Here is a 24,566-nt window from a genome sequence, read left to right on the forward strand (position 1 = left end):
ACGTTATGGAGTATAACTGGCCTTCCCTCCTCTTTTAGAAGGGAAATTTTTGCGACTATGCACCATTTTAAAAAATATGATATAATGGGCATTATTACTATACATTGAGGAGAATATCCATGGAAGACCCTGGCAGTCAGGATTTAATACTGCAATTTGTTTTACTATTTGTATTGACCTTATTAAATGCATTTTTCTCTGCAACGGAGATGTCGATGGTATCGCTGAACCGTTCTCGAGTAGAGCAAAAGGCTGAGGAAGGTGATAAGAAATATATTCGTCTCTTAAAGGTATTGGAAAATCCCAACCACTTTTTATCTACGATTCAGGTTGGTATTACCTTGATTACCATCTTGTCTGGGGCAAGCCTAGCAGATAATCTTGGGAAAGTAATCGCTTCTTGTATGGGAAATACGGAGACAGCACGTGCGATAGCTAGCTTCCTCTCACTGGCTTTTTTGACCTATATTTCGATTGTATTTGGTGAGTTATATCCGAAGCGTATTGCCATGAATCTGAAAGATAGCTTGGCTATTCGAACGGCTCCAATTGTTATTTTACTAGGAAAAATCGTTAGCCCCTTTGTCTGGCTCTTATCGGCATCAACCAATCTGGTCAGTCGTCTGACCCCTATGCAATTCGATGATGCAGACGAAGAGATGTCACGGGATGAGATTGCCTATATGCTGGCTAAGAGTGAAACGAGTCTGGATGCTGACGAGATTGAAATGTTGCAAGGAGTCTTTTCACTAGATGAGCTGATGGCGCGTGAGCTAATGGTTCCTCGTACGGATGCCTTTATGGTGGATATCCAAGATGATACCAGAGAAATCATCGAAAGTATCTTAAAACAGAATTTTTCTCGTATTCCTGTCTATGATGATGACAAGGACAATGTCATTGGTCTGATCCATACCAAACGTTTGCTTAATGAAGGTTTTGTGAATGGATTTGATAACATCGCTCTTCGCAAGATTCTTCAGGAACCGCTCTTTGTACCGGAAACGATCTTTGTTGATGATCTTTTAAAGGAACTCCGGAATACACAAAATCAGATGGCCATTTTGCTCGATGAGTATGGAGGAATGGCTGGTCTGGTAACCTTGGAAGACCTTCTTGAGGAAATTGTCGGGGAAATCGATGATGAGACTGATAAGGCTGAAAATGACGTATTTGAAATTGAGCCTAACCTCTATATTGTGCAGGGGATTGTGACCTTAAATGACTTTAATGAGTATTTTGATGTGAAGCTGGAAAGTGATGATGTGGATACCATTGCAGGCTACTACCTAACTGGGGTTGGTCGCATTCCAGGTCACAAGGAACGCTTGAGTTTTGAAGTAGACAGCATGAAGAAACACTTGATCCTTACAAACGATAAGGTGAAAAATGGTCGTGTTACCAAGGTGAAGGTTGAGGTCAGTGATCTAGTCGATGAAGACGAGCAAACGACAAAAGTTCAAGAATAAAGAACATCAAATCAGGGAGTTTCCCTGATTTTTTTATATTCATTTTAGTTGAGTTTGCATCTCTAACCAAATTAATTTATAATAAAATAATTAGTGGTTATAAGGAGATAGCAATGAAACAAGAAGAATGGTTAGCAGAGTTTGAGAGAGCCCACGGTCGACCAGCCAATCAAGAGGAGATCCAACAGGTTTTTGGTACGTTTGGAAGTCATGAAACACAAGCGACACCGAATACGCCCGTAAACCCAATTCAATCTCCATTTGAGGGTGCAGCACCTGTTTCCAGTCAAGGACAATTTGGAGGTCCCTTACCGTTTCCAGAACAAGCCAAATTTGGAGGAGCAGCGCCAGCCCCAGAGCAAACACCATTTGGAGATTCGATACCAGCATCAGAGCAAACACAATTTGGAGGAGCAGCGCCAACTCCAGAGCAAACGCCATTTGGAGGTGCAACACCAGCCCCAGAACAAACACAGTTTGGAGGTACAGGCCAAGCCCCATTTGGAGGTGCAAGTCCAACTCCAAATCAATTCCAAGGTGGAACAAGTCCTTATCAGCATCAAGGACAGGCTTTTGGACAAGGTGGAACTCAGCCACAAGCTCCTGTTCAGGAGGCGGCTCAAGCAGGAGCGCCCTTCGCATCTTATAACAACGCTCAGATGCAGGGAGGCTATAAAAACAATGGGCAACTGAATTACCAGACTAATTCCCCATATATGGGACAAGCTCCAATGCCAGGTAAGAAGTCTAAAAAAGGGCTGATTATTGGTTTATGTAGTCTTGTTGCTGTTGCAGTTTTATCTGTACTTGCATTTTTCTTATTTGCTAAAAATCCAAATAGTATTCAAGGAAAATGGTCAGCTACTCCTGAAATGAAAAAGACAATGAAGTCTGCTTTTTCTGGCACCTTCTCGGCTACATCAGATATTTCAAGTGAATTTATAAAAGACATTGATATGATCGTAGAGGTAAAGGGGAAAAAAGTGACCATCAGTGTGGTTGGTAAGATTGATTTCAAGGGAGCTGCAAAGGAACTCTATGATGATGGAGACAATGATTTTTACTCTGTTGAGGATGCCTTAGACTATATCCAGGAAAAAAGTGAGAGTTCTTATTTAGAGGATATGGGCCTTGAAATCGATGTGAAGAAAGGTACCCTTAAAATGGTAGCCTTTGAAGGTGAGCTTGATGAAAAAGGTCACCGATTCATTCAGTATGAAGATTCGAGTTATATCCTTCAATACGACCTCAAGTATAAAATTAAAAATGGAACCCTGAAAGTTTCCGTGGATGAAGATGACTATGGAATAGAATACTCCTTTAAAAAATAAGATATTCGCTCATTTAGTGCCCTAATCGGGCACTTTTTTTGTTGATATACGTAGAAAAAAATAAGATAATTAGAAAAATTCTGAATTTAGGGTTGACAGCCTGAAAAATTTTCGGTAAGATAGTCAACATAAAAAAACGAAAGCAGAATCTTATGAAAAACACGAACTCCACATTGTTGAATCAAAACTTTTACTTTAGCTACTTTAGATAATGTTTGTAGACATGAACTCATGGATGCAAACGAAACGAGCAATTTGTTTGTATCTATGTGGCTAAGATTTTTGATTGTGGTCCATATAGATGATATCTAAATGGACGGCAATGCTGGCATACTTTTAAGTTTGTGAGGAATAATACCAACCGTTTAGAATCATCTAAACGGTTTTTTGTATTCTGTTTGAATGTTTTAGAGAAGGAGACATGTTTCATGAAAATTGTAAAGAAGTTAATTGCCCCGGTCCTGGTAGTTGGTCTACTAATGACCTCCCTCTTGACCCTCCACCACTTGAAGACCTCTAAGCATCAAAAGATCAAGATTGGGATTTCCCAGTATATTACCCATAAGTCTCTAGATGCGACTCGAAAAGGCTTTGTCGAAGAGTTAGCCAAACAAGGTTATGTGGATGGAGAAGAGATTGAAATTGATTATCAAAATGCCCAAGGGGAGCAGCGAAATTTGAAAAATATTTCAAATCAATTGTCACAGGAAAGTGATCTGGTATTTGCCATTGCGACTCCGTCAGCACAAAGTATCGCCAATACAAGCAAAACGACTCCTGTAGTATTTTCTGCAGTGACGGATCCTCTGGCTGCCAAGCTGGTCAAGAACTTGGATCAACCTGGTGGCAATGTGACAGGAACGAGCGACCAATCTTCAGATGCCATTGCTACGCAAGTCGATCTGATTCAAAAGGTTTTGCCAACAGCTAAGACAATCGGGATCCTCTATACGCAAAGTGAACCCAACTCAGTCGTTCAAAAAGAGGAAGCTAAGAAGGTCCTTGAGGCCAAAGGCTACCGTGTCGTCGAGAAGACTATCTTAGACAGTAATAATGTGAAAGCGGCAGCGGACAGTTTGATGTCAGAAGTCGATATGGTCTTTATTCCAACAGACAACATCATTTCTTCCACTATGGAAACCATTAAGCAAGTGTCTTTGAAACATCAGGTTCCAGTTATTGGAGGCTCGATTGAAATGGCCCAAGTAGGCGGGCTCTATACCTATGGGACAGACTACACCGAGTTAGGGCGTCAATCTGCCCGGATGGCGATTCGTATCCTGAAAGGGGAAAAGGCAGCCGAACTGGCAGTGGAGGCGCCTAAGAATCTAGAATTGTATGTCAACAAAGAGATGGCTAAGAAATTAGGAATTGATCTCTCTGGTATGAACGAAAAGAAATAGGAGATGGATGATGGATTTAGTATTATCAAGTTTATCTGAAGGTTTATTGTGGTCGATTATGGCCATTGGTATTTTCTTAACATTCCGCATTTTAGATATAGCGGATATGACAGCAGAAGGGGCTTTCCCGCTTGGGGCTGCAGTCGTTGCTTCCCAAATCCAAGTAGGGCAAAACCCTTGGCTAGCGACCCTCTTCTCGATTTTAGCAGGGATGCTAGCAGGATTGGTCTCTGGTATTCTTCATACCAAGATGAAGATCCCAGCGCTCTTAACAGGGATTGTGACTCTGACGGGTCTCTATTCGATCAATATTAAGATCATGGGGGGCGTCCCTAATTTATCCATTGGAGATTCTAGTACCATTTTCAAGTCTGTGATGGGCTTGGGTTTGTCCAATGAGGAGGCTGTTTTTGCTGTTAGTATTGCTTGTTTGTTATTGGTCTGTCTGATTTTGACCCTCTTGATGAAAACCCAGATTGGTTTGGTTCTTCGTTCGACTGGTGACAATATCCCGATGAGTGAGGCCAATGGGGTGAATGTGGACACCATGAAGATTTTCGGTTACATGATTTCCAATGGCTTGGTGGCATTGTGTGGGGCTCTCTTCGCTCAGACAGATGGCTTCTCAGACGTGACTTCTGGTACAGGGACCATCGTCGTAGGTCTCAGTGCTGTTATTTTAGCAGAAGTCTTGATCCATGATTTGACCATTGGAGGACGCTTGCTTTCGATTGGAGTGGGGGCAATTGTCTACCGCCTCATTATCCTCAATATCTACGAAATTCCAAACCTAGACCAAAATTTGGTCCGTTTGTTTAACGCCATTCTCTTGGCCTTGGTCTTGTTCGCACCAGAAGCCCAGAAACGTCTCAAGATTCGTGGATTGAAATTAACCAGCAACTAGAAGGAGAAGATAAATGGCAACATTGTTAAAAATTGAAGATATCCATAAGACATTCGAAGCAGGTACGGTCAATGAAAATCATGTTCTCAAAGGCTTGGATCTGACAGTAGAAGAAGGAGATTTCATTTCTGTCATCGGAGGAAATGGAGCCGGTAAATCGACCTTGATGAATATTCTGGCAGGTGGCCTGCAAGTGGATCAAGGGGATATCATTTTGGAAGGGAAATCGATTAAGCAGACCAGTGTTCGGAAGCGTGCGAAAGATATTGCGCGTGTTTTCCAGGATCCTAAGATGGGGACGGCTTCCCGCTTGACCATTGAAGAGAATATGGCCATTGCTAAAAAACGGGGAGCAAGACGGGGACTCAGTTGGGGGGTCAAAGAAAAAGACCGCGAAGAATTTAAAGCAGCCTTGAAGGAACTCAATATTGGTTTGGAAAATCGCCTCAAAGTGGACACGCAATACTTATCAGGGGGACAGCGGCAAGCTTTGACCTTGGTCATGGCAGCCTTGGTCAAACCAAAACTCTTGCTACTGGATGAACATACTGCAGCGCTCGATCCCAAGACCAGTGAAATGGTCATGGAATTGACGCAAAAGATTGTGGAAAGCCATGATTTGACAACCTTGATGATTACGCATGACATGAATCATGCCATCGCATATGGCAATCGTTTGATCATGCTCTACCAAGGCAAGATCGTGGTCGACGTTAAAGGAGAAGAAAAGAAGAACCTGACGGTTGAAGACTTGATGCGCCTTTTCCATCAGAATAGTGGTGAAACCTTGGTGAGTGACGAATTGGTTTTAGGATAAACGAAAAAGGATGGAGATTCCATCCTTTTTATTGATCTTGTCAGCCACATCAAGCTAAACCTGTTCCTTTTTCCCAACGAAGCTAGCTGTGAGGACAAGGCTAAGTCCTGCTAAGAAGAGGAGGTATGGACGTTGTTCCTGATTGGTTTTTGGAAGTTGTCTTTGCGAAGCCTGGTCTTGTTTAGAGTTGGGAACACTCATTATAGTATCATCGGCCTTCCTTAGACTTATGCTCTCTGAAACTGGCTTGTTTGGCTCCCTTCTTTCTGATAGAGTCGGCTCCACTTGTTCACTGGAGTCTGACTGGTAGACAATGGCATAGGTTCCTAACTCTTGTGCCATGAATTCAATCATGCCCTCTCGTAGTGTAAATGCTAATGGTTGGAGTTCTTGATTAGGAGACAAGACATAGACTTGCTTCACTTCTTTTGATAGTGGAAGTCGAACCAATACACTTCCTTTTACTGGAACTGGATTCCCTTCTTTATCCTTGAGTTGAAGGTTGAAAGCATCGTAGGTTTTGCCAAAGAGTCCTTGGTCAAGGACCTTTTGAATCTCTAAATGACTGTCACTACCAATCTCATTTTCTCCACTAATGACCTCTACCTGGCTTGCTTGGTCTTTCAGTACTCGAAGGACATATTCAGGTAGAGAGTGGATAGTTGCCTCCTGTCCAGCAGTGCCGATTGGCTCTGTGTACTCAGGAAGGGTCACCACAGGTGGTTCTTGGTCTCCCAAACTTGTCACAATAGCCGGTAAGAGAGAGACGACCGGACTAGTGATGGTCTTTCCTCGGATGGCATAGGCTGAGATAATCTGAGTTTGTTTTTGATGAGCAGTTTCTGGGATCGGCAATTCAACTTGCTGGTCCTTAATCTCTAACACTCGATTTCCATCTGATAGGATGACGTGTTGCTCCTCCGTTTTTTTGAGGAAAACAGGATCTTTTTCCCCAGGGAAATGAAGGGCAATAGCATCCCACTCCCCAGACGGAAGTGTGAGGGTAATGGTCTGATCGCCTGCTTTTATTGGGGCCAGGCTTGGAGTACCGAGGGATACTGTTGACGGCTTCAGGATGTCAAATGAATCCAGAGAAATCATTTTTCTGTCATCAGGAGAGTTAGGATCGACTGTCAAGGTGAGGATATGATCTCCATTGCTTAAGTTTGAATACTCGCCAATTAACACATTCTTTTCATAGTCAGCACTTGAGTAGAAGTCCAAACTTGACATTTCTTTTCCATCTATGGTGACTAAGGCTTTTCCATAGTCAGAAGATTTTAAGCCGTAAATGTGAATACCTGTACCAGTGAAAGGAATGGTTGCCTTGGCCTCTGAATACTGAGATGGATCCACGTTTTGGAGAGTCGCGTATTTTTCTGTCGTTTGATATAAGCCTGATTCGCTCCAGTCCTTGAACAAGGATCCATAGTGGATACGAGAATCTCTGTCATCCATCTTTTCAACAGTCGCCCCTTGACCTGGATAGATTTTAAAGTAATCCAAGGAAATTTTTGAGCGTTCATTCCCTCGGTTCAAGTGTTCCTTCTTCACGGTTAGAGTCAGGAGGTGCTCTCCATCAGGAAGTCCTGTGAAACGACCGATTAGAGCACTTTTTTCCGTCTCTCCCGAGGTGTGGAAATCCAGGTCTCCTACTTTCTTGCCATCGATTTGAACTTCCGTTAGGCCTAATTCAGATGATTTGAGACCATAGATTTCAATTCCTCGTCCATTAAAAGAAATTCTAGCAGTAGCATCGTTGTTAGAATAACTATCGACAGTTAGGTCAGCATATTTTTCGGTTCCTGCAAATAGGTCAGCATCCTCCCAGTTATGGAAGGCAGGACCGTATTGAACACGAGGATCTCTGTCGTCCATCCATTCGACAACTGGTTGGATGGACGCAGATTCGGATACTTGTCTTGAGTGATCCCCATTTATGGCTCTAACAGTATAGCTATAGCTATGGAGAGAATCAATGGAGCGATCGATGAAATGAGTGACATTGGTTAGGAATTCCTTGATAGAAGGAGCATCACTGCTTTCGTTATTACTTTCTCGACGGATGACATAGTGGGTCGCATCTGCAACCGGATTGAAATCGAGTTCAGCAGTTACAGCATCCTTTCTCACAGCAGATAGGCGAGTGAGCCGCTCTGGTAACTTTTCAAAGGTGATCTGATCCCCTTTTTGAGTGGCAATCTGAATCCGATTGTCTTTGAGAAGAGTTGGTTTGATTTCTTTCCCGTTAATCTTGACAATACTTGATTCGATATCCGGATAATCGACCACTAAATCTCCACCTGCATGGGAAAGGAAAGCTAAAGTCTCAAGATTTTTTTCTTTCCATTTCATGCTGACTTCAAAGTTGCCACGGGCCACGAGACCTGAGACTTGACCGTCTTTCCAAGCATCTGGAAGGGCTGGTAATGGGGCAATATAGCCAGTGTGAGATTGAAGGAGCATTTCTGCCATCCCACTGGTTGCACCAAAGTTCCCATCGATTTGGAAAGGTGCATGGGTATCCCAGAGGTTTTCTAGAGTTGAAGATTTTAGCTGTTCTGCCAATAAACGATGAGCGCGGTTTCCGTATAAGAGACGAGCCCAGAGGTTAATTTTATTAGCCTTGGACCAACCTGTACCGCCATCTCCACGATGGTTTAAGGTTGCGCGTGCGGCCTCCAGATATTCAGGCTGGTCCTTATCAAATAGAGTACCTGGGAAGAGTCCAACTAGATGGGAAACGTGACGGTGATGATTTTCAATGCCTTCGTTGGTGAATTGAGGACTGTCTTCTTCGTACCATTCCTTGATACGGCCGTCTTGGTTGATGTGAAGAGGTTTTAACTTGTCAAATTTAGCCTTCACTTCTGTCACCAAATCTTGGTCGACCTTCAGATGATTGGCTGCTTCCATATAGTCTTGGAAGAGCTGCCAAACTAGAGATTGGTCAAAGGTATTCCCAATCGTGATAGTTCCATGTTCTGGCGAGTAGGATGGAGAAGAAACCCAACGGTCACTAGCCTTGTCGTAGTGCAAGAAGGAATTCCAGAACTTAGCAGTTTCCTTGAGCATTGGATAAATCTTTTCTTTAAGATAAGTTTCATTCTTGGTGAATTTGTAGTAGTCATAGACGTTTTGCATCATCCAAGCATTGGCAGCAGGAGACCAACCCCAATAATAGTTCCAGCCAGGAGTAGTCCAGCCAAATGGTGTCGCCTGAGTATGAACCAACCAACCGTTTTCTTGACCTTCTTTGGATTCGATACCTGCATATTCTTTAGCAGCGATACGGCCATAATAGCGCATGTCATCGATATAATTGATCATTGGCTTAGCTGTTTCTGCGAGATTACTCATATAGGCAGGCCAATAGTTCATTTGTAGGTTGACATTGAGGTGGTAGTCAGCGTTCCAAGGTGGATTATCTACAGCATTCCAGACTCCTTGCAAGTTGGCAGGGAGGGCGTCTGTCCGGTTACGAGAAGAACTGATCAGTAGGTAACGTCCGTATTGGAAGAAGAGTTCTTCTAGTTTTTGCCCTTTTGTTGGATTATAGGTTTGGAGAGCTTCTTTTGTCGTTTGGCTAGACTTGTTGCCACCCAGATTCAGTTGGACACGATTGAAGAGACGCTGGTAGTCCTCGATGTGGTCATGTTTCAGAGTTTCATAATCTTTGGCTTTAGCAGCCTCGACGATCGATTTGACAGTAACTTCTACATCAATATCTTTGCGGTAATTGGTTTTTGGATTTTGAGCATAATTAGTCTTGGCACTGAGTAAAAGGGTCGCATAGCTGGCTCCAGTGACAGTCAAATAGCCATCTTGGGCAGTGACTTGTCCGTCTGTCTTGATTCCAAGATAGGAGGCAAATTGAAGGCCATTGTCTTTGACAGTCCCCTTGAGGAAGATACCATTTGAATCGGTCGTGACTGTCCCTTGTTTATAATTCGAATATTCCCAAGAGTAGTCACCATTCGCAAGTAAATCCTCTGTCAAGCTATTCCAAAGGGTAAAATCGAGGGTCTTATCCCCTTTTTTACTCAAATGGGTCACAGTAACATCATCTGGATAGCTAGAGAAGGTTTCGCGTTTAAAGGTGGTTCCATCCTGGCTATAAGAAGTAGTCGTGATAGCTTCGGTAATATCTAAGTCACGGTGATAGTCGGTAACGTTCTCCAAACCTTTCTTTTGGTTGTTAAAGACCATAAAGATATCACCGAAAGATAAGTAGCGTCCGTATTGAGAGTTGTTTGGGCCTACTAGATTTTCTTCGGCTAACTGTTTCGCTTTTTTGCTGTCTCCAGCTTCAAGGGCCTTACGGATTTCTGCTAAGACTTTGTAGCGATCTTGATAGTTTCCCCCGTTGTAGTCGGTGCTATCCGGTTGTGGTCCACCAGACCAAAGAGTTTTTTCGTTGTATTGAATTCTCTCCTCGCCGATGAGTCCGAAAACCTTAGCGCCCATTTCTCCATTTCCGACTGGGAGAGCTTGTTTTTCCCACCCATCATAGGTAGCAGCAGCAGGTTGATTGTAGCTTAAATGATAATCTGTTTGTTTGGTCACGGGAGTCTCAACTTTCATAGTTTCCCTTTCTTCATTTGGCTCAATCGAAGTAGTCGAAGTGGCTGTATGCTTGCTTTGAACTTCTGTATCAGGTGACGAGCTTTTTTCTTCAGAAATAGGAGCGATATACGGATTTTCTGGTTTGGCTTCTCCGGTTCCATCAGTCGGGCTCTCTATGGCTGGGGCAGCTTCAAGGTGGTTGCTTTCGTTTTGGCTTCCAACAATACTATCAGCACCTACCTGGTGTGAGCCGAGAAAAATGGCTCCTAATAAAACAGAAGCCGTACCAACAGTTAGTTTGCGGATACTATAACGACAGGATTTTTCCAAAAATCTTTGGTCCATAGAACTCTTCTCTATTCTTTTGAGACCGCTTACATTTTCAATTAAAGACAGTCCCTTCATATTTATTTCTATCATACCCAATTTAATAGGGAAACAGGAAAATGTCAATAGCTTTTAGGTAAGATGCATATTTGAGAGTGTTATTTCTTGAAATAGTAGAGAAATACGAGATAAATAAGCTATTATTTAGGACTGAAAATGGTTTTCATTTTCGGATATCGTAAAAAAACAGTTGAGTCCATTCTCAACTGTCAGAGGAGTACTTTATTTTTGATTTCTTTTTGCATAGTCGACAAAATGGAATTTATCTAATTTGTGACGGCTTTCAGTGAACTGGAATTGGCGTCCGTCTGCTAGGTGAACTTGGGAGCGGACCGTCACCACGTGTTGGTCTTTTCCAAGATCCAGTAAGATTTTGTTGCGATTATCGATTAGTGAGATCAAGATTCTTAAGATATTAAAAAAAAGAAAACGGCTCTTCGTTTTCTTTTTTTGCCATAGAAAATAGGTAAGAGTAACAGCGACTGGAAGGGCCTGTACTAATACAATGGGTTGAAATTGAAAAACAGTTTATTTTCTAAAAAATCATTAAAATCCTTTTATTCACAAGGAATCATGGTATAATAAAACCATAAAACGTTTTCAAGAGAGAAGGACAAGACATGGAAAATGAAACAGTTGACTATGGAAAAGTAACAGGAATGGTACACTCTACGGAAAGCTTCGGTGCAGTGGATGGACCAGGGATCCGTTTTATTGTCTTTCTTCAAGGCTGTCAAATGCGGTGTCAGTATTGCCATAACCCTGATACTTGGGCTATGGAAACCAACATGTCTAGAGAACGAACAGTAGATGATGTATTGGAAGAAGCCCTCCGCTATCGTGGATTTTGGGGTCAAAAAGGTGGGATCACGGTCAGTGGTGGAGAAGCCCTCTTACAGATAGACTTTTTGATTGCCCTCTTTACTAAGGCTCAAGAGTTGGGCATTCACTGCACGCTCGATACCTGTGCTCTGCCTTTCCGCAATACCCCTCGTTACCTGGAAAAATTTGATAAATTAATGGCAGTGACAGACTTGGTGCTTCTGGATATCAAGGAAATTAACGATGAACGGCACAGATTTGTAACCAGTCAGACAAACAAGAATATTTTGGCCTGTGCCAAGTACTTGTCTGATATTGGAAAACCCGTCTGGATTCGCCACGTCTTGGTACCAGGCTTAACAGACCGCGATGATGATTTGATCGAACTTGGGAAATTTGTTAAAACCCTCAAAAATGTTGATAAATTTGAAATTCTGCCTTACCATACTATGGGGGAATTCAAATGGCGGGAATTGGGCATTCCATACAAGTTGGAGGGTGTGAAACCACCGACAAAAGAACGGGTTCAAAATGCGAAGGACTTGATGGAAACGGAAAGTTACCAAGATTACCTGAAACGGGTTAAAGGATAAAATAAATCGAGACAGTTGGTCCTTTCAGCTGTCTTTTTCTGATGAAATGAACAACTATTCCCTTTCTTTAAACGGAAAAACGTGCTAAAATAGAGTGAATATACAAATGAAAATGAAGAGGTAGAAACATGTCAAAAATTCTCGTTTTTGGTCACCAAAATCCTGACTCAGATGCCATCGGCTCATCTGTAGCTTTTGCTTATCTTGCAAAAGAAGCTTATGGTTTGGATACAGAAGCAGTGGCTCTTGGAACTCCAAATGAAGAAACAGCTTTCGTGTTGGACTATTTTGGTGTGGAAGCACCACGCGTCATCACATCAGCTAAAGCAGAAGGTGCAGAGCAAGTCATCTTGACGGACCACAATGAATTCCAACAATCTGTTTCAGATATCGCTGAAGTAGAAGTATATGGTGTGGTGGATCACCACCGTGTGGCTAATTTTGAAACTGCCAGCCCACTTTACATGCGCTTGGAACCAGTTGGATCAGCTTCATCTATCGTTTACCGCATGTTCAAAGAGCATGGTGTAGCTGTTCCTAAAGAAATCGCAGGTTTGATGCTTTCAGGTTTGATTTCAGATACTCTTCTTTTGAAATCACCAACAACACACCCATCCGATAAAGTCATTGCTCCTGAGTTGGCAGAATTAGCAGGTGTGAACTTGGAAGAGTACGGTCTTGCTATGTTGAAGGCTGGTACAGACTTGGCCAGCAAATCTGCTGAAGAATTGATTGACATCGATGCTAAGACTTTTGAACTCAACGGAAATAAGATTCGTGTTGCCCAAGTCAATACTGTTGATATTGCTGAAGTCTTGGAACGCCAAGCAGAAATCGAAGTAGCAATGCAAGAGGCTAATGCGGCAAACGGCTACTCAGATTTTGTTTTGATGATTACAGACATCGTCAATTCAAACTCAGAAATTTTGGCTCTTGGTTCAAACATGGACAAGGTCCAAGCAGCTTTCAACTTCAAACTTGAAAACAACCACGCTTTCCTTCCAGGTGCTGTTTCACGTAAGAAACAAGTGGTGCCTCAGTTGACTGAAAGCTTTAATGGGTAATTCTTAATGAATATTTGGAACTGTTAATTTGACTATTTATAGAAGGTGATAGCATGATGCGATTGATTGAAGGACTGCGCTTTTTGGTTGAGGTTGTGGCAATCCTTGGTCTTTTCTCCGTATCTGTGATACAAATTTCTTGGCTGGAAAAATTCCTATTTTTTCTTCTAGCAGTTCTATTAATCTTATTTTGGGCGCGATACATGGCACCAAAATCTCCATATGCTTTTAAAAAATGGCATCGCCTTGTTGCTGAGACGTCGATTTTTATTTTAGTTAGTGGTAGTTTTTGGCATTTGTATGGATTGCAAATAGGAATCCAATACTTAGTTCTGTCTTTTGGAAGTTTGGGTCTGCTTTATTATTTTCAGCTAGAGTGATTCTTATAATATAGTTAATGAATTATTTAAATGGTAATTATTTGACTGGAGATTGACACGAGAAAACGGTGTTTTCCATATAGCTAAAGGGGTTTCGGCTCCTTTTTTTCTAGGAGAGAAAGATGTTAGAAAATGGCGATTTGATTTTTGTGAAGGACCTTTCAGATATGGGTCAGGCCATCCAGGCTTCTACTGGGAACTATAGTCATGTAGCAATCTTTTTGGACGGTTTCATCTACCATGCTAGTGGGCAAGCTGGTGTCATTTGTCAAGAACCGGCTGAATTTTTTGAACCAACTCATCTCTACGATCTTTATGTCTATCCAGAGCTGGAAGCTGACTTGGTAAAGGAGAGAGCTAGCAAACATTTGGGTGCACCCTATAATGCCTCTTTTTATCCAGATGGGTCTGGCTTTTACTGCTCTCAGTACATCGCTGAAATCCTACCGATTTTTGAAACTATTCCCATGAAATTTGGGGATGGGGAGCAGGAGATTAGTGATTTTTGGAGGGAATATTACAGCAAACTCGAACTTTCTGTGCCTCTGAATCAACCAGGGACCAATCCTAGTCAACTAGCAGCATCCCCTCTTTTAGAATGTAAAGAAAGGAATCTTCATGATTCAGATTTTTAATCCCTCCCGTTTGACTCGGAAGCCATTTTTTATAGATTTGGTGGACTATCTGGACCAGCATGATGATGTGATCCTCCGAGAAATCAAGGCCCAGTTTCCAGATCGGCCAGTAGACAAGCTGATGGAAGAGTATATCAAAGCGGGCTTCATCCTTCGAGAAAATAAACGCTACACTCTCAATTTGCCTTTCTTAGAGTCAGCTGATCGAGTTGAACTGGATCAAGAGGTCTTTGTTCGAGAGGACAGTGCAGTTTATCAAGAATTAAAAGCCAAGGTCTTCCAAACAGAACTCCACAATACTACCAATGCAGCAATTCTCATAGAGGAGACTGACTTCGAACGAAATGCACAGACACTTTCCAATTACTTCTACAAGGTGCAACACCAATATCCATTGACAGAGGAACAAGAAAAGCTCTATGCTATTTTGGGCGATGTCAATCCCGAGTATGCTCTCAAGTATATGACCAGCTTTTTGCTCAAGTTCCTCAAAAAAGAAGTAGTCCAGCAAAAGCGCAGAGACATCTTTGTCGATAGTTTAGAAGTCTTAGGCTATATCCGCAAAAATGATGAAGGCAAATATGAATTAGCAGTGGACTTGGACAAGGAAAGGCTGATGTTTATCAAACAATAAACAAGGCTAGGAAAATTTCCTAGCCTTGTTTCGTTTGATTATAGATAACGTTCAGCAATGGCGGCATCACCCGGATATTCTTCTTTTACGCCATTGACGATTTGGTAGCAGTCAGCTCCTTTTCCAGCGATAATAACAGCATCTTCAGGCTTGCTAGTCGTTGCCATAGCCACTTGAATGGCTTGCTCGCGATCTGCGATTTTTTCGACAGGTCGCGTGATGAAACTACTAATCTCTTCAGCGATAGCCAAAGGATCTTCATAGTTGGGATCATCAGCTGTGAGGAAGACTTGGATCTCAGGATGTTCTTCTAAAAGTAAGCCAAAGTCTTTGCGGCGGCTCTCTCCTTTATTACCGGTTGATCCAAGGACCAGTGAAATGGTCCCCGTTTGATGGGTTTCAACAACTGAGAGTAGTTTTTTCAAGCTATCTCCATTATGGGCATAGTCGATGAAGACCTTGGCCCCATTTTTCTGAGTCAAGACTTCCATTCGGCCAGGAACGCGCGTCTTAGCAATCCCTTTTTGGATATCCTCGAGGCTCGCACCTAGACGAAGGCAGGCAAGACCTGCAGCCACAGCATTTTCTTGGTTGAAGTGACCGATGAGCTGGGTATCGTAGTCGCCAGCTAACTTGCCTGTGACAGAAAAGCTAAAGGCTTTTGAGTTCAGAACTTGGTTACTTGATTGACTACCGTAGAAGTCGTGGTCTTGCTCAGCGACTTGTTCCGCAAGAATCTCAAAATGATCCATATCGCTATTGACGACAACAGCATGGCTATTTTCCATCAAGAGACGTTTGTGGTAGAAATAGTCTTCAAAGGTTGGATGTTCAATTGGTCCAATATGGTCAGGGCTGATGTTGAGGAAGACACCGACATCAAAGGTCAGACCGTAAACCCGTTTCACCAAATAAGCTTGGCTAGAAACCTCCATAATCAGGTGGGTCCGATCGTTGGCAACTGCTTGGGCCATCATTTCAAAAAGATCAATGCTTTCTGGAGTGGTCAAGGTTGATTTGAAGAAGGTCTTGCCATCCAAGGTTGTATTCATAGTGGATAGCATGGCTGGACGGTGTCCTTGCTCAAGAATCTTGTAGGCATAGTAAGCAGAAGTCGTTTTGCCCTTGGTTCCTGTAAAAGCTAAGAGTTTTAGCTGGCGCTCAGGGTGGCCATAGAATTCCATGGCAATCAAGCTCATAGCCTGTTTGATATCCGTAACGATAATGGCTGGGATGCTGACCTCAAAGTCTTGCTCAGCGACATACCACTGGAGACCTTGCTCGATCGCTTGCTCCAAAAATTCCTTCTTGAAATTAGCCCCCTTGACAAAAAAGAGGGTCTCGGAGTTGACCTTTCGACTATCGTAGCTAATTTGATTAAAAGAAACACCACTTGCTGAATAGTGGTATTCTCCGTCTTGTAGGATCTCACGAAAGTTGTGATCCTTTTTTAAAATGTTTAGTACAGTTTCTATCTTTATCATAATCCTATTTTAAACTGAAAGACCTTATTTTACAAGTGTAAAGGAAAAGTTTATAATGAAAGAAGACTATAAAGCAGAGGAAACATATGAGTAACGAAACAAGTAATCAACAGGCCCAGATGCTTCGAGGTACAGTCTGGTTAACAGCCAGCAATTTCATTAGTCGTCTATTAGGTGCGGCCTATATCATCCCTTGGTATATTTGGATGGGTAAACATGGAGCAGAGGCAAACGGTCTCTTTACCATGGGCTACAATATCTACGCTTGGTTTTTGCTGATTTCAACAGCAGGCGTCCCGGTAGCAGTCGCTAAGCAGGTGGCCAAGTACAATACCAAGGGGCAAGAAGAGCACAGTTTTGCCATGATTCGTGGCTTCCTTAAGTTCATGTCTTTATTGGGCTTGGTTTTTGCTATTATCATGTATGTGCTTTCTCAAGTATTTGCAAATCTGTCTGGAGGTGGGAAAGACCTAATCCCTGTCATGCAGAGCCTGTCTTGGGCAGTCTTGATTTTCCCTTCCATGAGTGTCATTCGTGGCTTCTTCCAAGGGCATAACAATCTGAAACCTTATGCCATCAGTCAAATTGCTGAGCAAGTGATTCGGGTTATCTGGATGCTCTTGACAGCCTACTTCATTATGAAGGTCGGCTCAGGTGATTACGTTGAAGCTGTGACCCAGTCCACTTTTGCAGCCTTTATTGGGATGGGAGCGAGTCTTCTAGTCCTCGTCTATTACCTCTGGAAAACAGGGCTTCTACAGCACATTATCCATCGCCCAGAGTCTGATAGCCAGATTGATACCAAGGCTCTCTTGTGGGATACTATTCGTGAAGCAATTCCGTTCATTGTGACAGGATCAGCCATTCAACTCTTCCAAATCATCGACCAGATGACCTATAGCAATGTCATGTCTTGGTTCACCAACTTCACTCGTTCAGAGCTGTTGGTTCAGTTCAGCTACTTTTCAGCGAATCCGAACAAGATCACCATGATTTTAATTGCAGTTGCGACATCGATCGGTGGGGTGGGAATCCCTCTCCTAACAGAGAACTATGTCAAGGGTGATTTCCGAGCTGCAGGTAAGCTGGTTCAAGATAATTTGACCATGCTAGTAGCCTTCTTGCTTCCAGCGACGATTGGAGCAGTAGCCATTGCAGAGCCTCTCTATACGGTCTTTTACGGGAAACCGGATTCCCTGGCTTTGGGGCTCTTTATCCTAGCGATGTTACAAACGGTCATCCTAGGCTTGTATACGGTTCTCTCTCCAATGATCCAGGCTCTTTTCCAAAATCGGAAGGCAATTCTTTACTTTGGCTATGGAGTATTGGTAAAACTGATTCTCCAAGTACCGTTCATTTATGTCTTTAAAGCCTATGGTCCTCTTCTTTCTACTACAATTGGTCTCATGATTCCGATTGTTCTTATGTACAAGGAAATTCATCAGGTGACTCATTTCAATCGCAAGACAGTCTTCAAACGAAGTTTATTGACAGCCATTCTCACCTTGATCATGCTCTTGGTGGTCCTAGTTGCAGGCTTTATCCTTGGCTTGGTCATCAAACCAAATGGTCGAGTGACCAGCATGGTCTATGTAGCTCTGATTGGTGGTGTTGGAATCGTCGTATACGGTGGTCTCGGTCTTCGTCTTCGTTTCTTAGATCGCTTCATTGGTAGCAAGGCAGCTAGTCTTCGAAATAAATTTCATATTTCATAACCAGTAGAGGTTGGGGCTATCCCACCTCTTTTTTTCATTATAGTTTGAAGCTATAATTTAAAGATACGCCAAACCCTTGATACATAAGGGATTAACGTATCTCAAAGTGAAAAATATTCTCCTTTTTAGGAACTTTTGATATTTTTAAGTGCCGTTTCAAAGATTGACACGGCTTTTTTTGCACTCTCTTTTGAGAGGTGACTGTATGTATCCATTGTCATAGATAACGTGGAGTGTCCTAGTCGGTGCTGGAGTTCTTTATATGGTATTCCAGCATTTAATAACAAACTAGCGTGAGTGTGTCGGAAACCGTGGAAACCAATATTAGGAACGTTTGCTCTTGTAAAATGTACCTTTAAATTGTATTCCAGCGAATTATAATTTAAATACTTTTTAATGAGATTTGAGAAAACGACAGTTTCAGTTTTACCAATCTTCCAAGCTTCTTGAATTTGTCGGTGCTTATATTGCCTGAGCATAGAAACTGTTTTAGGGTCAATATCAATTTCACGGTCACTAGCTTTTGATTTAGGACTATTGGTTTCTAGTTTATAATTTAGTGTCTTTGTGACGTGAACAATAGCATTATCTAGATCAATATCAGACCATTCCAGTGCCAATGCTTCATTAATACGGCAACCCGTAGCAAGCAGGAACTTGTAAAGAGTGACACAAAAGAGATTTTTAAATCTTGTTTGATCCAAGCTATCCAAGTATTCAAAGAATTGTTTTAATTCTGAATCTGTGAAATGCTTGATCTTTGTTTTCTCTTTTTTGACTTTGGGAACTATTATATCTTTTGCAGGATTAAACGGTATCGCCTGTAATGAGGTTGCATACTGTAATATGCGCTTGTTGAAAGAATGGAGTTGCCCATATAGTTTAAATCCCCCATTGTTTTGGTTGTAATCCTTTGCCCATTTGTTGACTTGTTGTTGAATTATAGCAGGGGTCAACTTATCAAGTTTGTATGCACCAAAGGCTGGGCGCAGATGGTTTTCTAACTGTCCTTTAATAACGTTTCGTGAGTTTGGTTTGATTGTGAGTGAGTAGTTTTCCCACCAACTATCCATTAATTCACCATAGTTTTCAAATTGAGTAAAAGCGGTACGAGTTGCACCATTCTTTTTAAATTCAAATTTTGCTTGTAAAGCCTTGTTCTTAATTTCTTTCTTGGTACGGGCTGAAATGGTTGTTTTAATCTTCTTACCCGTGATTGAATCGATACCAAGATATAAGCTGGTGCGGTACACTATTGTACCGTCTTTCTTTTTGTATTCTGTAATGTTCATGATCTAAACCTTTCTAATTCATCAGCAGGCAAGCTATTATTAAAAAGGTTTTAGTGTGTGGTTTATATCATGCTAGGGCTCCACAGTTTGCCCTGTATTCGATTTTAAGGAGTTAGACGGTAATTGTACCAGAATAAAAAACAAGACGAATATAGGGTTAATGCTACGTTTTAAGTCATGGGGATTTATTGACAAAAAAGAGCCTGTTCAATGAACAGGCTCATGTATCCGCAAAGGGATAGCGTCTTCTTAATGCTCGCAAGGAGCTATGTACTATTATTATAAGCCTCTTTTTTTTGAATGTCAATTATTTTTATTTTTTGAAAAAGTTTTTTTGAAGATGTTCGTCAATTTTGTTGAGGATATCATCCGAAACACGAAGACCTTTAAGTACCCCGTATCTATTTCTTGGGTCGAAAATACGCAGTTTACTTACAGTAGTAACTTGACCAATTAGAGCTATGCTACCTGTCTTCATTTTATCAATTTCTGCCTTAATTCGTTTTGCGTAAGCAAGTTCGTTCTGAAATTGGGCCAGTTCTTCTTCAGTGGCTTCTGGTAATTGAATACTGCTTAATTTACTGAGTAATTTCTTAAGTTTATTTGTTAATTTTTCATAAATCTCATTACCAATAAAAATTTGATTTTTGCCAAGTTTATCTAAATCGGTATGAGTTTTAACAGAAGTGAGAGGTATGACAGTGAACACTGGATTACTTAAATCATTATCCGCATCTATTACAATAGCGTAATGCAATCCACCTTCTTCACTACCAACATTAAATCCTAAATGAACTTTAACAATACTTCCGCGCTTGTATTTTAGCATTTTGTTCGGAGAGAAGTTTTCTTCTCTATCTAAATAGTTAATCCAGTCTAAAATCCAAAAAGATATTTTTTCAGCTTTTGCTTTTTGTTCTCCTTCAATTAATCCAGTTAGATAGTCATCAAATTTTGCTAGCATTTCATTTTTAAAGTTTAATGATTCGTTTTTAGATAATTTCTTTGCCATAATAATCTCCTAAAGATCACCAACGAATTATAGATACTCATCTAGTACAAGTTAGTCGGTAGTTGTTTTTAAATTTTATTTTGTAACATTAGTTGATAGTATAGGTGTTAAGCGAACAAAGAGCGAACAACGAGAAAACACGCGCTTCAGGATTGTTGAACATTGTGGCGCGTGGGTTAATCTTCCTTTGCATTAATAAAAGAAATTTTAGAACTAAAGACATCGTCCCCAACTCTAGGTGAGTTTTTTATATATGTTTCAAAAGACAGTTTTACAATTGTATTCTCTTTATGAATATCAACAACTACAGGTATCCTGGTTTTAAACCCAAAAACAACAATCTCTACAAATACCATTGAATTTAAGAATAAATCAAGTTCGTTTATTTTTGTGTAATATTTTAACCAATTTGATATAACGCTTTGAATTAAATTTATAATCGCTTCATTATTGAGCCTTGAGAGAAATTTATTTATATCAGAAGTATCTTCAGCTTTATTTTGTTGATTAGCTCTAAAAAAAGCTAGGTTTATTATTAGCAATTTCTTTTCTTGTTCTATCGGAGACACTATAAGAGAGAACGGTTTTGTTTTGTTTTGGTGATCTACCACTTGGCAATTATATAAAAAAGCTTCACTAGGTTTTATATTTACAGAACCGTCATCATTTTGACTATTATGAATCGTTGAATTTTCTACTATTTCTAAGTTATCAAAGTTTAATACTTCCTGAAAATAAAATAATATCTCTCTGTCAGTAATAGTGAAAAAATCTGAAATAGGAATATTGAAGAAATCCAGAAGAGTTTCGAGTGTATCGAACTGAATTCCTTTACTATCGTTATTTAAGAGAGAGGTTAGAGTTGGGCGGGATAAGCCTGTTTCCATTGATAATTTGTTAATACTCAGTTTATTTTTTTCGAGTAATTCTTTTAAGTTTGTTTTTATCATAGGTATTCTCCTTACTAACCTATTTTACATCACGATGTTTTTTTTTTCAATGATTTGTAAATATTACTTGACAGTTATTTTGTTTTTTTGTAAACTGTAAACAACAACTTACAAAAAAACATCAAAGTTGTAAATATAGAATTACAACAAGGAGGGCAAAACTTTGAAAAATAATCTTAGAATTATTTTAGCAAAGCAACGCAAGAAAGTTTCAGACGTTCACGAAGCTACGGGTGTTTCTAAAACCACTTTGACAGCTTTGTACTATGAACGTACAAAAAACCCTGAAACAGAAACCTTGCTAAAAGTTGCGAAATATCTGGGCGTAACCTTAGATGAGCTACTGACACCAGAAGATTAGAAAAGAGCTGACCAATGGAACTAGTATACATGGACGGCAAAAAAGAGCCGTATACATTAAGTAGTATTGTTGCAGAGTGCACAGGATTGCAACATCATACAATAACTAAAACGATCCGCAAACATCAAGCAAGGTTTGAACGGTTCGGAAAGGTTGGATTTAAAATCCAAGCTATGGAAAGTGGCCAGAATACCAAGGACTATATCTTGAATGAGCAACAAGCGACCTTGTTAGTTACTTTCTTAAAGAATACTGAGCAAGTGGCCAACTTCAAAACAAACCTAGTCAAAGCATTCTTTGAAATGCGTGAGGAGCTTTCTAATTTTCGTATGCAGAGGGCTCTAGAAAAGCCAAAAAGAAAAATACTGCATGACAGCATTGAGAACTGGGATCAAGCACCAAAGCACGCGCATAGCACCATGAACAACTTGCTACTGAAGGCAGTGACCGACAGGAACGCTAAGCAGTTAGTAGAAGAACGTGGGGGCTACAATGGCATTGATAGCTTGACCAGCGAGGAGTTGGAACAGTACCAAGCATTTGAGGATATGGCGATAGCTATGATTAGCTTAAATATGAGCTATCAGGAAATAAAGGCCATGGTATTCAGAAATAAAAAAACACGCCTAGAAAGCGCGTGATCGCAACAAAAAAAGGCTTAGCAATAACCACACCGCAGAGCCTTTCACACTATCACTAAAACAAAATTAACAAAAAGCAGGCAAGCTATTATTAAAGAGGTTTTAGTAAAGATTTATACCTAGATTATAGCATATTTAGGACATTTTGACCATACGGAGAGCGCTAACTCTTTAAACTGGTACTTTCTCACACTTTCAATTTGGCGACTCTGAGCGCGGGAATTGGCTAGTATAGGAAACAACCATTAAAAAGCCCATCAAGGCAATTACACAAACACTGAAAAAGGAGTAAATACCATGGCAGAAACAACATACGAGAATTTGGCTAGATGTATAGATAGAATTAGCGCAGAAATGCGAGAAATTAGCGAAAAAAATGGCCTAAGAAGACTTTCTTTATTGGCAAGTCAGACAAAGTCCATCAAAGAAGATTTGTCCCGTTTACTTTGGTTAGAGTTACCAGAACTAAACGACAGCAAAAAAATTGAGAACATTTCTAAAAGCACTACAGGAATGTTTTTCCACCCTGGTATTTTTGAAATGGACGCTATGCGACAAGCATTCTTTAAACGTCAAGCTAAGTATTTTTTTGACAACGAAGCAGATCAACAGGCATATATAGAACATGCTGAAAAGGAGTATTTAGAGGCTACTATAACCTTAAAAGATATTCTTTTTAATTCTAAAAATGCTAATCGGAAAGTAAGTAAAGATCATCTTATAGAGAAGTTTGAGGAGGCAATGCAATGACACTTGACCTAGACAACATGACACAAGCAGAATTTGATGAAGTAATGACTGAAATCAAGGCAAAACGCCCGAAACTCTTTCAGTTTATTGCTGATTTTGTAGATCGAAAAGTAAGCACCGAAGAGGTGGACGACTTCCTGAAGATGGGACGAAGCGACCAAGTGGACTACATCAAGAACTATAAGGCGAGGGCATAACATGAATGAACTAGATTTAACCAATACACAGGCGGTTATCTTCATGATGGTATTGATTGGCTTACTGCTTTATTTAAACCACCGAGACCGCAAAAAAAGCACCCAATTTGAGCGAGAAAGCAAACAGACGATAGAAACACCTAGCGAGGATTTAGACCCTTGCTATGGGCGTTATATTCAGCTAACAGGCAAAAGATACAATTAGAACGAGGAGAAATATGACAAAAGACAAACAATTTGACCTTGCAAAATCACGGGCAGAAAACTTTGGTCAGTGGTTAAATGAGGCTTTTCAGACTATGCTAGATTTTTCCCTAGAAGATAAATTTGATTGCTACAGTATCGAGGAAAAAAATCAGCTAGAGCGAGTATTAGAAACCCTAACAGATTTTTCTGATATGTGGGATAAGGGACAGATTATCCTAATCAGCAAAGAAAGGGAGGTAACAGAATGACACTACCACCGCTACCAGAGAACTATAGACGTGTGCTTAATTTTATCAAGGTAGGGGCTGAGAACTCAATTACAGGGGCAGAAATCAGCCTAATTACCAAGTTATCAGAAAGAACCGTACAGGATATCATCAGCCGTCTGATCACGCGCTACGGTGTTCCTATCGTCGGTGTACGTAATGGAGCTTTTAGAGGGTATTTTATCCCAGCCAATCAGGAAGAGTTGTTGGACGGTGCAAAGGCATTCTATAACCAAGTACAAGAGGAGCAGAAGCGTCTAGCCGTCCTTTTAAACGCTGATTTAGAGAGTTATAAGCCATTACTGAAAGGAGATAATGAATATGTTTAGTCTCAGTAAAGAGAGTGAGCAGGAGCTAGCTCATGGCGTTCTGGAGCTTGTGGAGAATTACTTGGGAGCGCGTGATACAGTCAAACCACGTTTAACGGGTTTAATTTCAGCCCAGGTAGCCATGGACGAATTAGATATAAAATATAAAACACTCCAAAAGTGGGAAAATGCAGGGCTAAGACGCTACCAGCCCCCGCTAGAAGATACACGGAAGGCCTATTATAAAGTGAGTGATATCTTGAACTTTTTGGGGGTTGAAAATGGTAATTTACGAGGCTAGAGGATTTCAAAATAACCTAGTTTATCCATTTGATAAGATCGAGCCATTTCAGTATATTGAACACTTTAAGCCTTTAG

At 40.9% G+C, this 24,566-nt stretch carries 24 protein-coding genes and 1 pseudogene; 19 read left to right on the forward strand and 6 right to left on the reverse strand.

Going from position 1 to position 24,566, the window contains the following annotated elements:
• Nucleotides 1-119 precede the first annotated feature (119 nt).
• From QZ158_RS00230 to QZ158_RS00250, 5 genes are all read left to right on the forward strand, one after another.
• Nucleotides 120-1,469 (forward strand): hemolysin family protein, encoded by a 1,350-nt coding sequence (locus QZ158_RS00230; RefSeq protein WP_293872835.1) that lies wholly within the window; start codon nt 120-122, stop codon nt 1,467-1,469.
• 113 nt (nt 1,470-1,582) lie between these two features.
• Entirely contained in the window at nt 1,583-2,800 is a 1,218-nt protein-coding gene (locus tag QZ158_RS00235) for a hypothetical protein (RefSeq protein WP_293872837.1), read from the forward strand.
• Nucleotides 2,801-3,228: 428 nt separating this feature from the next.
• Nucleotides 3,229-4,203, forward strand: coding sequence for an ABC transporter substrate-binding protein (locus QZ158_RS00240; protein WP_125329102.1), 975 nt, complete (start codon nt 3,229-3,231; stop codon nt 4,201-4,203).
• A 10-nt stretch (nt 4,204-4,213) separates the two neighbouring features.
• Nucleotides 4,214-5,107, forward strand: a complete 894-nt coding sequence (locus QZ158_RS00245) for an ABC transporter permease (RefSeq protein WP_293872856.1) — start codon at nt 4,214-4,216, stop codon at nt 5,105-5,107.
• 13 nt (nt 5,108-5,120) lie between these two features.
• Nucleotides 5,121-5,924: an ATP-binding cassette domain-containing protein gene (locus QZ158_RS00250; protein ID WP_293872857.1), complete on the forward strand. Its 804-nt coding sequence runs from the start codon at nt 5,121-5,123 to the stop codon at nt 5,922-5,924.
• A gap of 54 nt (nt 5,925-5,978) precedes the next feature.
• On the opposite strand, the gene QZ158_RS00255 is transcribed toward QZ158_RS00250, so the two are convergent.
• Nucleotides 5,979-10,835, reverse strand: coding sequence for a glycoside hydrolase N-terminal domain-containing protein (locus QZ158_RS00255; RefSeq protein WP_293872858.1), 4,857 nt, complete (start codon nt 10,833-10,835; stop codon nt 5,979-5,981).
• A gap of 264 nt (nt 10,836-11,099) precedes the next feature.
• Nucleotides 11,100-11,282: pseudogene (locus QZ158_RS00260) on the reverse strand (UTRA domain-containing protein); the annotation flags it as partial.
• 215 nt (nt 11,283-11,497) lie between these two features.
• On the opposite strand from QZ158_RS00260, the gene pflA reads away from it, so the two are divergent.
• The 5 genes from pflA (at nt 11,498) to QZ158_RS00285 (ending at nt 15,005) form a co-directional block, all read left to right on the forward strand.
• On the forward strand, nt 11,498-12,292 hold the full coding sequence (gene pflA / locus QZ158_RS00265) for a pyruvate formate-lyase-activating protein (protein WP_048689741.1): 795 nt from the start codon (nt 11,498-11,500) through the stop codon (nt 12,290-12,292).
• A 128-nt stretch (nt 12,293-12,420) separates the two neighbouring features.
• Nucleotides 12,421-13,356 carry a manganese-dependent inorganic pyrophosphatase gene (locus QZ158_RS00270; protein ID WP_293872859.1) on the forward strand — a complete coding sequence of 312 codons (936 nt, stop codon included), beginning with the start codon at nt 12,421-12,423 and terminating at the stop codon, nt 13,354-13,356.
• A gap of 53 nt (nt 13,357-13,409) precedes the next feature.
• The gene (locus tag QZ158_RS00275) at nt 13,410-13,736 is read left to right on the forward strand and encodes a DUF2568 domain-containing protein (protein WP_293872860.1); all 327 of its coding nucleotides are present in this window, start codon (nt 13,410-13,412) and stop codon (nt 13,734-13,736) included.
• A gap of 122 nt (nt 13,737-13,858) precedes the next feature.
• Entirely contained in the window at nt 13,859-14,371 is a 513-nt protein-coding gene (locus QZ158_RS00280; RefSeq protein ID WP_293872861.1) for a YiiX/YebB-like N1pC/P60 family cysteine hydrolase, read from the forward strand.
• Entirely contained in the window at nt 14,355-15,005 is a 651-nt protein-coding gene (locus tag QZ158_RS00285; RefSeq protein ID WP_293872862.1) for a DUF1803 domain-containing protein, read from the forward strand. Before QZ158_RS00280 ends, QZ158_RS00285 begins: the two co-directional genes overlap by 17 nt.
• A gap of 38 nt (nt 15,006-15,043) precedes the next feature.
• On the opposite strand, the gene QZ158_RS00290 is transcribed toward QZ158_RS00285, so the two are convergent.
• Nucleotides 15,044-16,489, reverse strand: a complete 1,446-nt coding sequence (locus QZ158_RS00290) for a UDP-N-acetylmuramoyl-L-alanyl-D-glutamate--L-lysine ligase (RefSeq protein WP_293872863.1) — start codon at nt 16,487-16,489, stop codon at nt 15,044-15,046.
• An 86-nt stretch (nt 16,490-16,575) separates the two neighbouring features.
• Between QZ158_RS00290 and QZ158_RS00295 the strand changes: the two genes are divergently transcribed.
• Nucleotides 16,576-18,204, forward strand: a complete 1,629-nt coding sequence (locus tag QZ158_RS00295) for a polysaccharide biosynthesis protein (protein WP_293872864.1) — start codon at nt 16,576-16,578, stop codon at nt 18,202-18,204.
• Between the two features lie 125 nt (nt 18,205-18,329).
• Here the strand turns inward: QZ158_RS00295 and QZ158_RS00300 are convergent, their stop codons facing one another.
• The 3 genes from QZ158_RS00300 to QZ158_RS00310 all read right to left on the reverse strand — a co-directional run bounded on the left by QZ158_RS00300 (nt 18,330) and on the right by QZ158_RS00310 (nt 21,458).
• Nucleotides 18,330-19,496 carry a site-specific integrase gene (locus QZ158_RS00300; RefSeq protein WP_293872865.1) on the reverse strand — a complete coding sequence of 389 codons (1,167 nt, stop codon included), beginning with the start codon at nt 19,494-19,496 and terminating at the stop codon, nt 18,330-18,332.
• Nucleotides 19,497-19,809: 313 nt separating this feature from the next.
• The gene (locus QZ158_RS00305; RefSeq protein WP_293872866.1) at nt 19,810-20,508 is read right to left on the reverse strand and encodes a type II toxin-antitoxin system PemK/MazF family toxin; all 699 of its coding nucleotides are present in this window, start codon (nt 20,506-20,508) and stop codon (nt 19,810-19,812) included.
• 176 nt (nt 20,509-20,684) lie between these two features.
• Nucleotides 20,685-21,458 carry a helix-turn-helix transcriptional regulator gene (locus QZ158_RS00310; RefSeq protein ID WP_125837941.1) on the reverse strand — a complete coding sequence of 258 codons (774 nt, stop codon included), beginning with the start codon at nt 21,456-21,458 and terminating at the stop codon, nt 20,685-20,687.
• A gap of 163 nt (nt 21,459-21,621) precedes the next feature.
• Between QZ158_RS00310 and QZ158_RS00315 the strand changes: the two genes are divergently transcribed.
• The 8 genes from QZ158_RS00315 to QZ158_RS00350 all read left to right on the forward strand — a co-directional run bounded on the left by QZ158_RS00315 (nt 21,622) and on the right by QZ158_RS00350 (nt 24,489).
• A complete protein-coding gene (locus QZ158_RS00315; RefSeq protein WP_293872871.1) occupies nt 21,622-21,819 on the forward strand; it encodes a helix-turn-helix transcriptional regulator in 198 nt (65 codons plus the stop codon).
• A gap of 14 nt (nt 21,820-21,833) precedes the next feature.
• A complete protein-coding gene (locus QZ158_RS00320) occupies nt 21,834-22,460 on the forward strand; it encodes a Rha family transcriptional regulator (protein ID WP_293872873.1) in 627 nt (208 codons plus the stop codon).
• A gap of 297 nt (nt 22,461-22,757) precedes the next feature.
• The gene (locus tag QZ158_RS00325; RefSeq protein WP_293872875.1) at nt 22,758-23,210 is read left to right on the forward strand and encodes a hypothetical protein; all 453 of its coding nucleotides are present in this window, start codon (nt 22,758-22,760) and stop codon (nt 23,208-23,210) included.
• Complete coding sequence (locus QZ158_RS00330) at nt 23,207-23,407, forward strand: hypothetical protein (protein WP_293872877.1); 201 nt, start codon at nt 23,207-23,209, stop codon at nt 23,405-23,407. The genes QZ158_RS00325 and QZ158_RS00330 overlap by 4 nt, the downstream gene beginning before the upstream one ends.
• A gap of 1 nt (nt 23,408) precedes the next feature.
• A complete protein-coding gene (locus QZ158_RS00335) occupies nt 23,409-23,612 on the forward strand; it encodes a hypothetical protein (protein ID WP_293872879.1) in 204 nt (67 codons plus the stop codon).
• A 13-nt stretch (nt 23,613-23,625) separates the two neighbouring features.
• Entirely contained in the window at nt 23,626-23,862 is a 237-nt protein-coding gene (locus QZ158_RS00340; RefSeq protein ID WP_293872881.1) for a hypothetical protein, read from the forward strand.
• Entirely contained in the window at nt 23,859-24,209 is a 351-nt protein-coding gene (locus tag QZ158_RS00345) for an HTH domain-containing protein (protein WP_293872883.1), read from the forward strand. The genes QZ158_RS00340 and QZ158_RS00345 overlap by 4 nt, the downstream gene beginning before the upstream one ends.
• Nucleotides 24,202-24,489: an XRE family transcriptional regulator gene (locus tag QZ158_RS00350; protein ID WP_293872885.1), complete on the forward strand. Its 288-nt coding sequence runs from the start codon at nt 24,202-24,204 to the stop codon at nt 24,487-24,489. Before QZ158_RS00345 ends, QZ158_RS00350 begins: the two co-directional genes overlap by 8 nt.
• The last annotated feature ends 77 nt before the right edge of the window (nt 24,490-24,566 follow it).

Origin of the sequence: Streptococcus sp. A12, from assembly GCF_905372335.1 — a bacterium.
Classification (GTDB): domain Bacteria; phylum Bacillota; class Bacilli; order Lactobacillales; family Streptococcaceae; genus Streptococcus.

Coding starts and splice junctions, on each gene's coding strand:
- QZ158_RS00230 (WP_293872835.1), top strand. CDS start 120: ATGGAAGACCCTGGCAGTCAGGATTTAATACTGCAATTTGTTTTACTA.
- QZ158_RS00235 (WP_293872837.1), top strand. CDS start 1,583: ATGAAACAAGAAGAATGGTTAGCAGAGTTTGAGAGAGCCCACGGTCGA.
- QZ158_RS00240 (WP_125329102.1), top strand. CDS start 3,229: ATGAAAATTGTAAAGAAGTTAATTGCCCCGGTCCTGGTAGTTGGTCTA.
- QZ158_RS00245 (WP_293872856.1), top strand. CDS start 4,214: ATGGATTTAGTATTATCAAGTTTATCTGAAGGTTTATTGTGGTCGATT.
- QZ158_RS00250 (WP_293872857.1), top strand. CDS start 5,121: ATGGCAACATTGTTAAAAATTGAAGATATCCATAAGACATTCGAAGCA.
- QZ158_RS00255 (WP_293872858.1), bottom strand. CDS start 10,835: ATGGACCAAAGATTTTTGGAAAAATCCTGTCGTTATAGTATCCGCAAA.
- pflA (WP_048689741.1), top strand. CDS start 11,498: ATGGAAAATGAAACAGTTGACTATGGAAAAGTAACAGGAATGGTACAC.
- QZ158_RS00270 (WP_293872859.1), top strand. CDS start 12,421: ATGTCAAAAATTCTCGTTTTTGGTCACCAAAATCCTGACTCAGATGCC.
- QZ158_RS00275 (WP_293872860.1), top strand. CDS start 13,410: ATGATGCGATTGATTGAAGGACTGCGCTTTTTGGTTGAGGTTGTGGCA.
- QZ158_RS00280 (WP_293872861.1), top strand. CDS start 13,859: ATGTTAGAAAATGGCGATTTGATTTTTGTGAAGGACCTTTCAGATATG.
- QZ158_RS00285 (WP_293872862.1), top strand. CDS start 14,355: ATGATTCAGATTTTTAATCCCTCCCGTTTGACTCGGAAGCCATTTTTT.
- QZ158_RS00290 (WP_293872863.1), bottom strand. CDS start 16,489: ATGATAAAGATAGAAACTGTACTAAACATTTTAAAAAAGGATCACAAC.
- QZ158_RS00295 (WP_293872864.1), top strand. CDS start 16,576: ATGAGTAACGAAACAAGTAATCAACAGGCCCAGATGCTTCGAGGTACA.
- QZ158_RS00300 (WP_293872865.1), bottom strand. CDS start 19,496: ATGAACATTACAGAATACAAAAAGAAAGACGGTACAATAGTGTACCGC.
- QZ158_RS00305 (WP_293872866.1), bottom strand. CDS start 20,508: ATGGCAAAGAAATTATCTAAAAACGAATCATTAAACTTTAAAAATGAA.
- QZ158_RS00310 (WP_125837941.1), bottom strand. CDS start 21,458: ATGATAAAAACAAACTTAAAAGAATTACTCGAAAAAAATAAACTGAGT.
- QZ158_RS00320 (WP_293872873.1), top strand. CDS start 21,834: ATGGAACTAGTATACATGGACGGCAAAAAAGAGCCGTATACATTAAGT.
- QZ158_RS00325 (WP_293872875.1), top strand. CDS start 22,758: ATGGCAGAAACAACATACGAGAATTTGGCTAGATGTATAGATAGAATT.
- QZ158_RS00330 (WP_293872877.1), top strand. CDS start 23,207: ATGACACTTGACCTAGACAACATGACACAAGCAGAATTTGATGAAGTA.
- QZ158_RS00335 (WP_293872879.1), top strand. CDS start 23,409: ATGAATGAACTAGATTTAACCAATACACAGGCGGTTATCTTCATGATG.
- QZ158_RS00340 (WP_293872881.1), top strand. CDS start 23,626: ATGACAAAAGACAAACAATTTGACCTTGCAAAATCACGGGCAGAAAAC.
- QZ158_RS00345 (WP_293872883.1), top strand. CDS start 23,859: ATGACACTACCACCGCTACCAGAGAACTATAGACGTGTGCTTAATTTT.
- QZ158_RS00350 (WP_293872885.1), top strand. CDS start 24,202: ATGTTTAGTCTCAGTAAAGAGAGTGAGCAGGAGCTAGCTCATGGCGTT.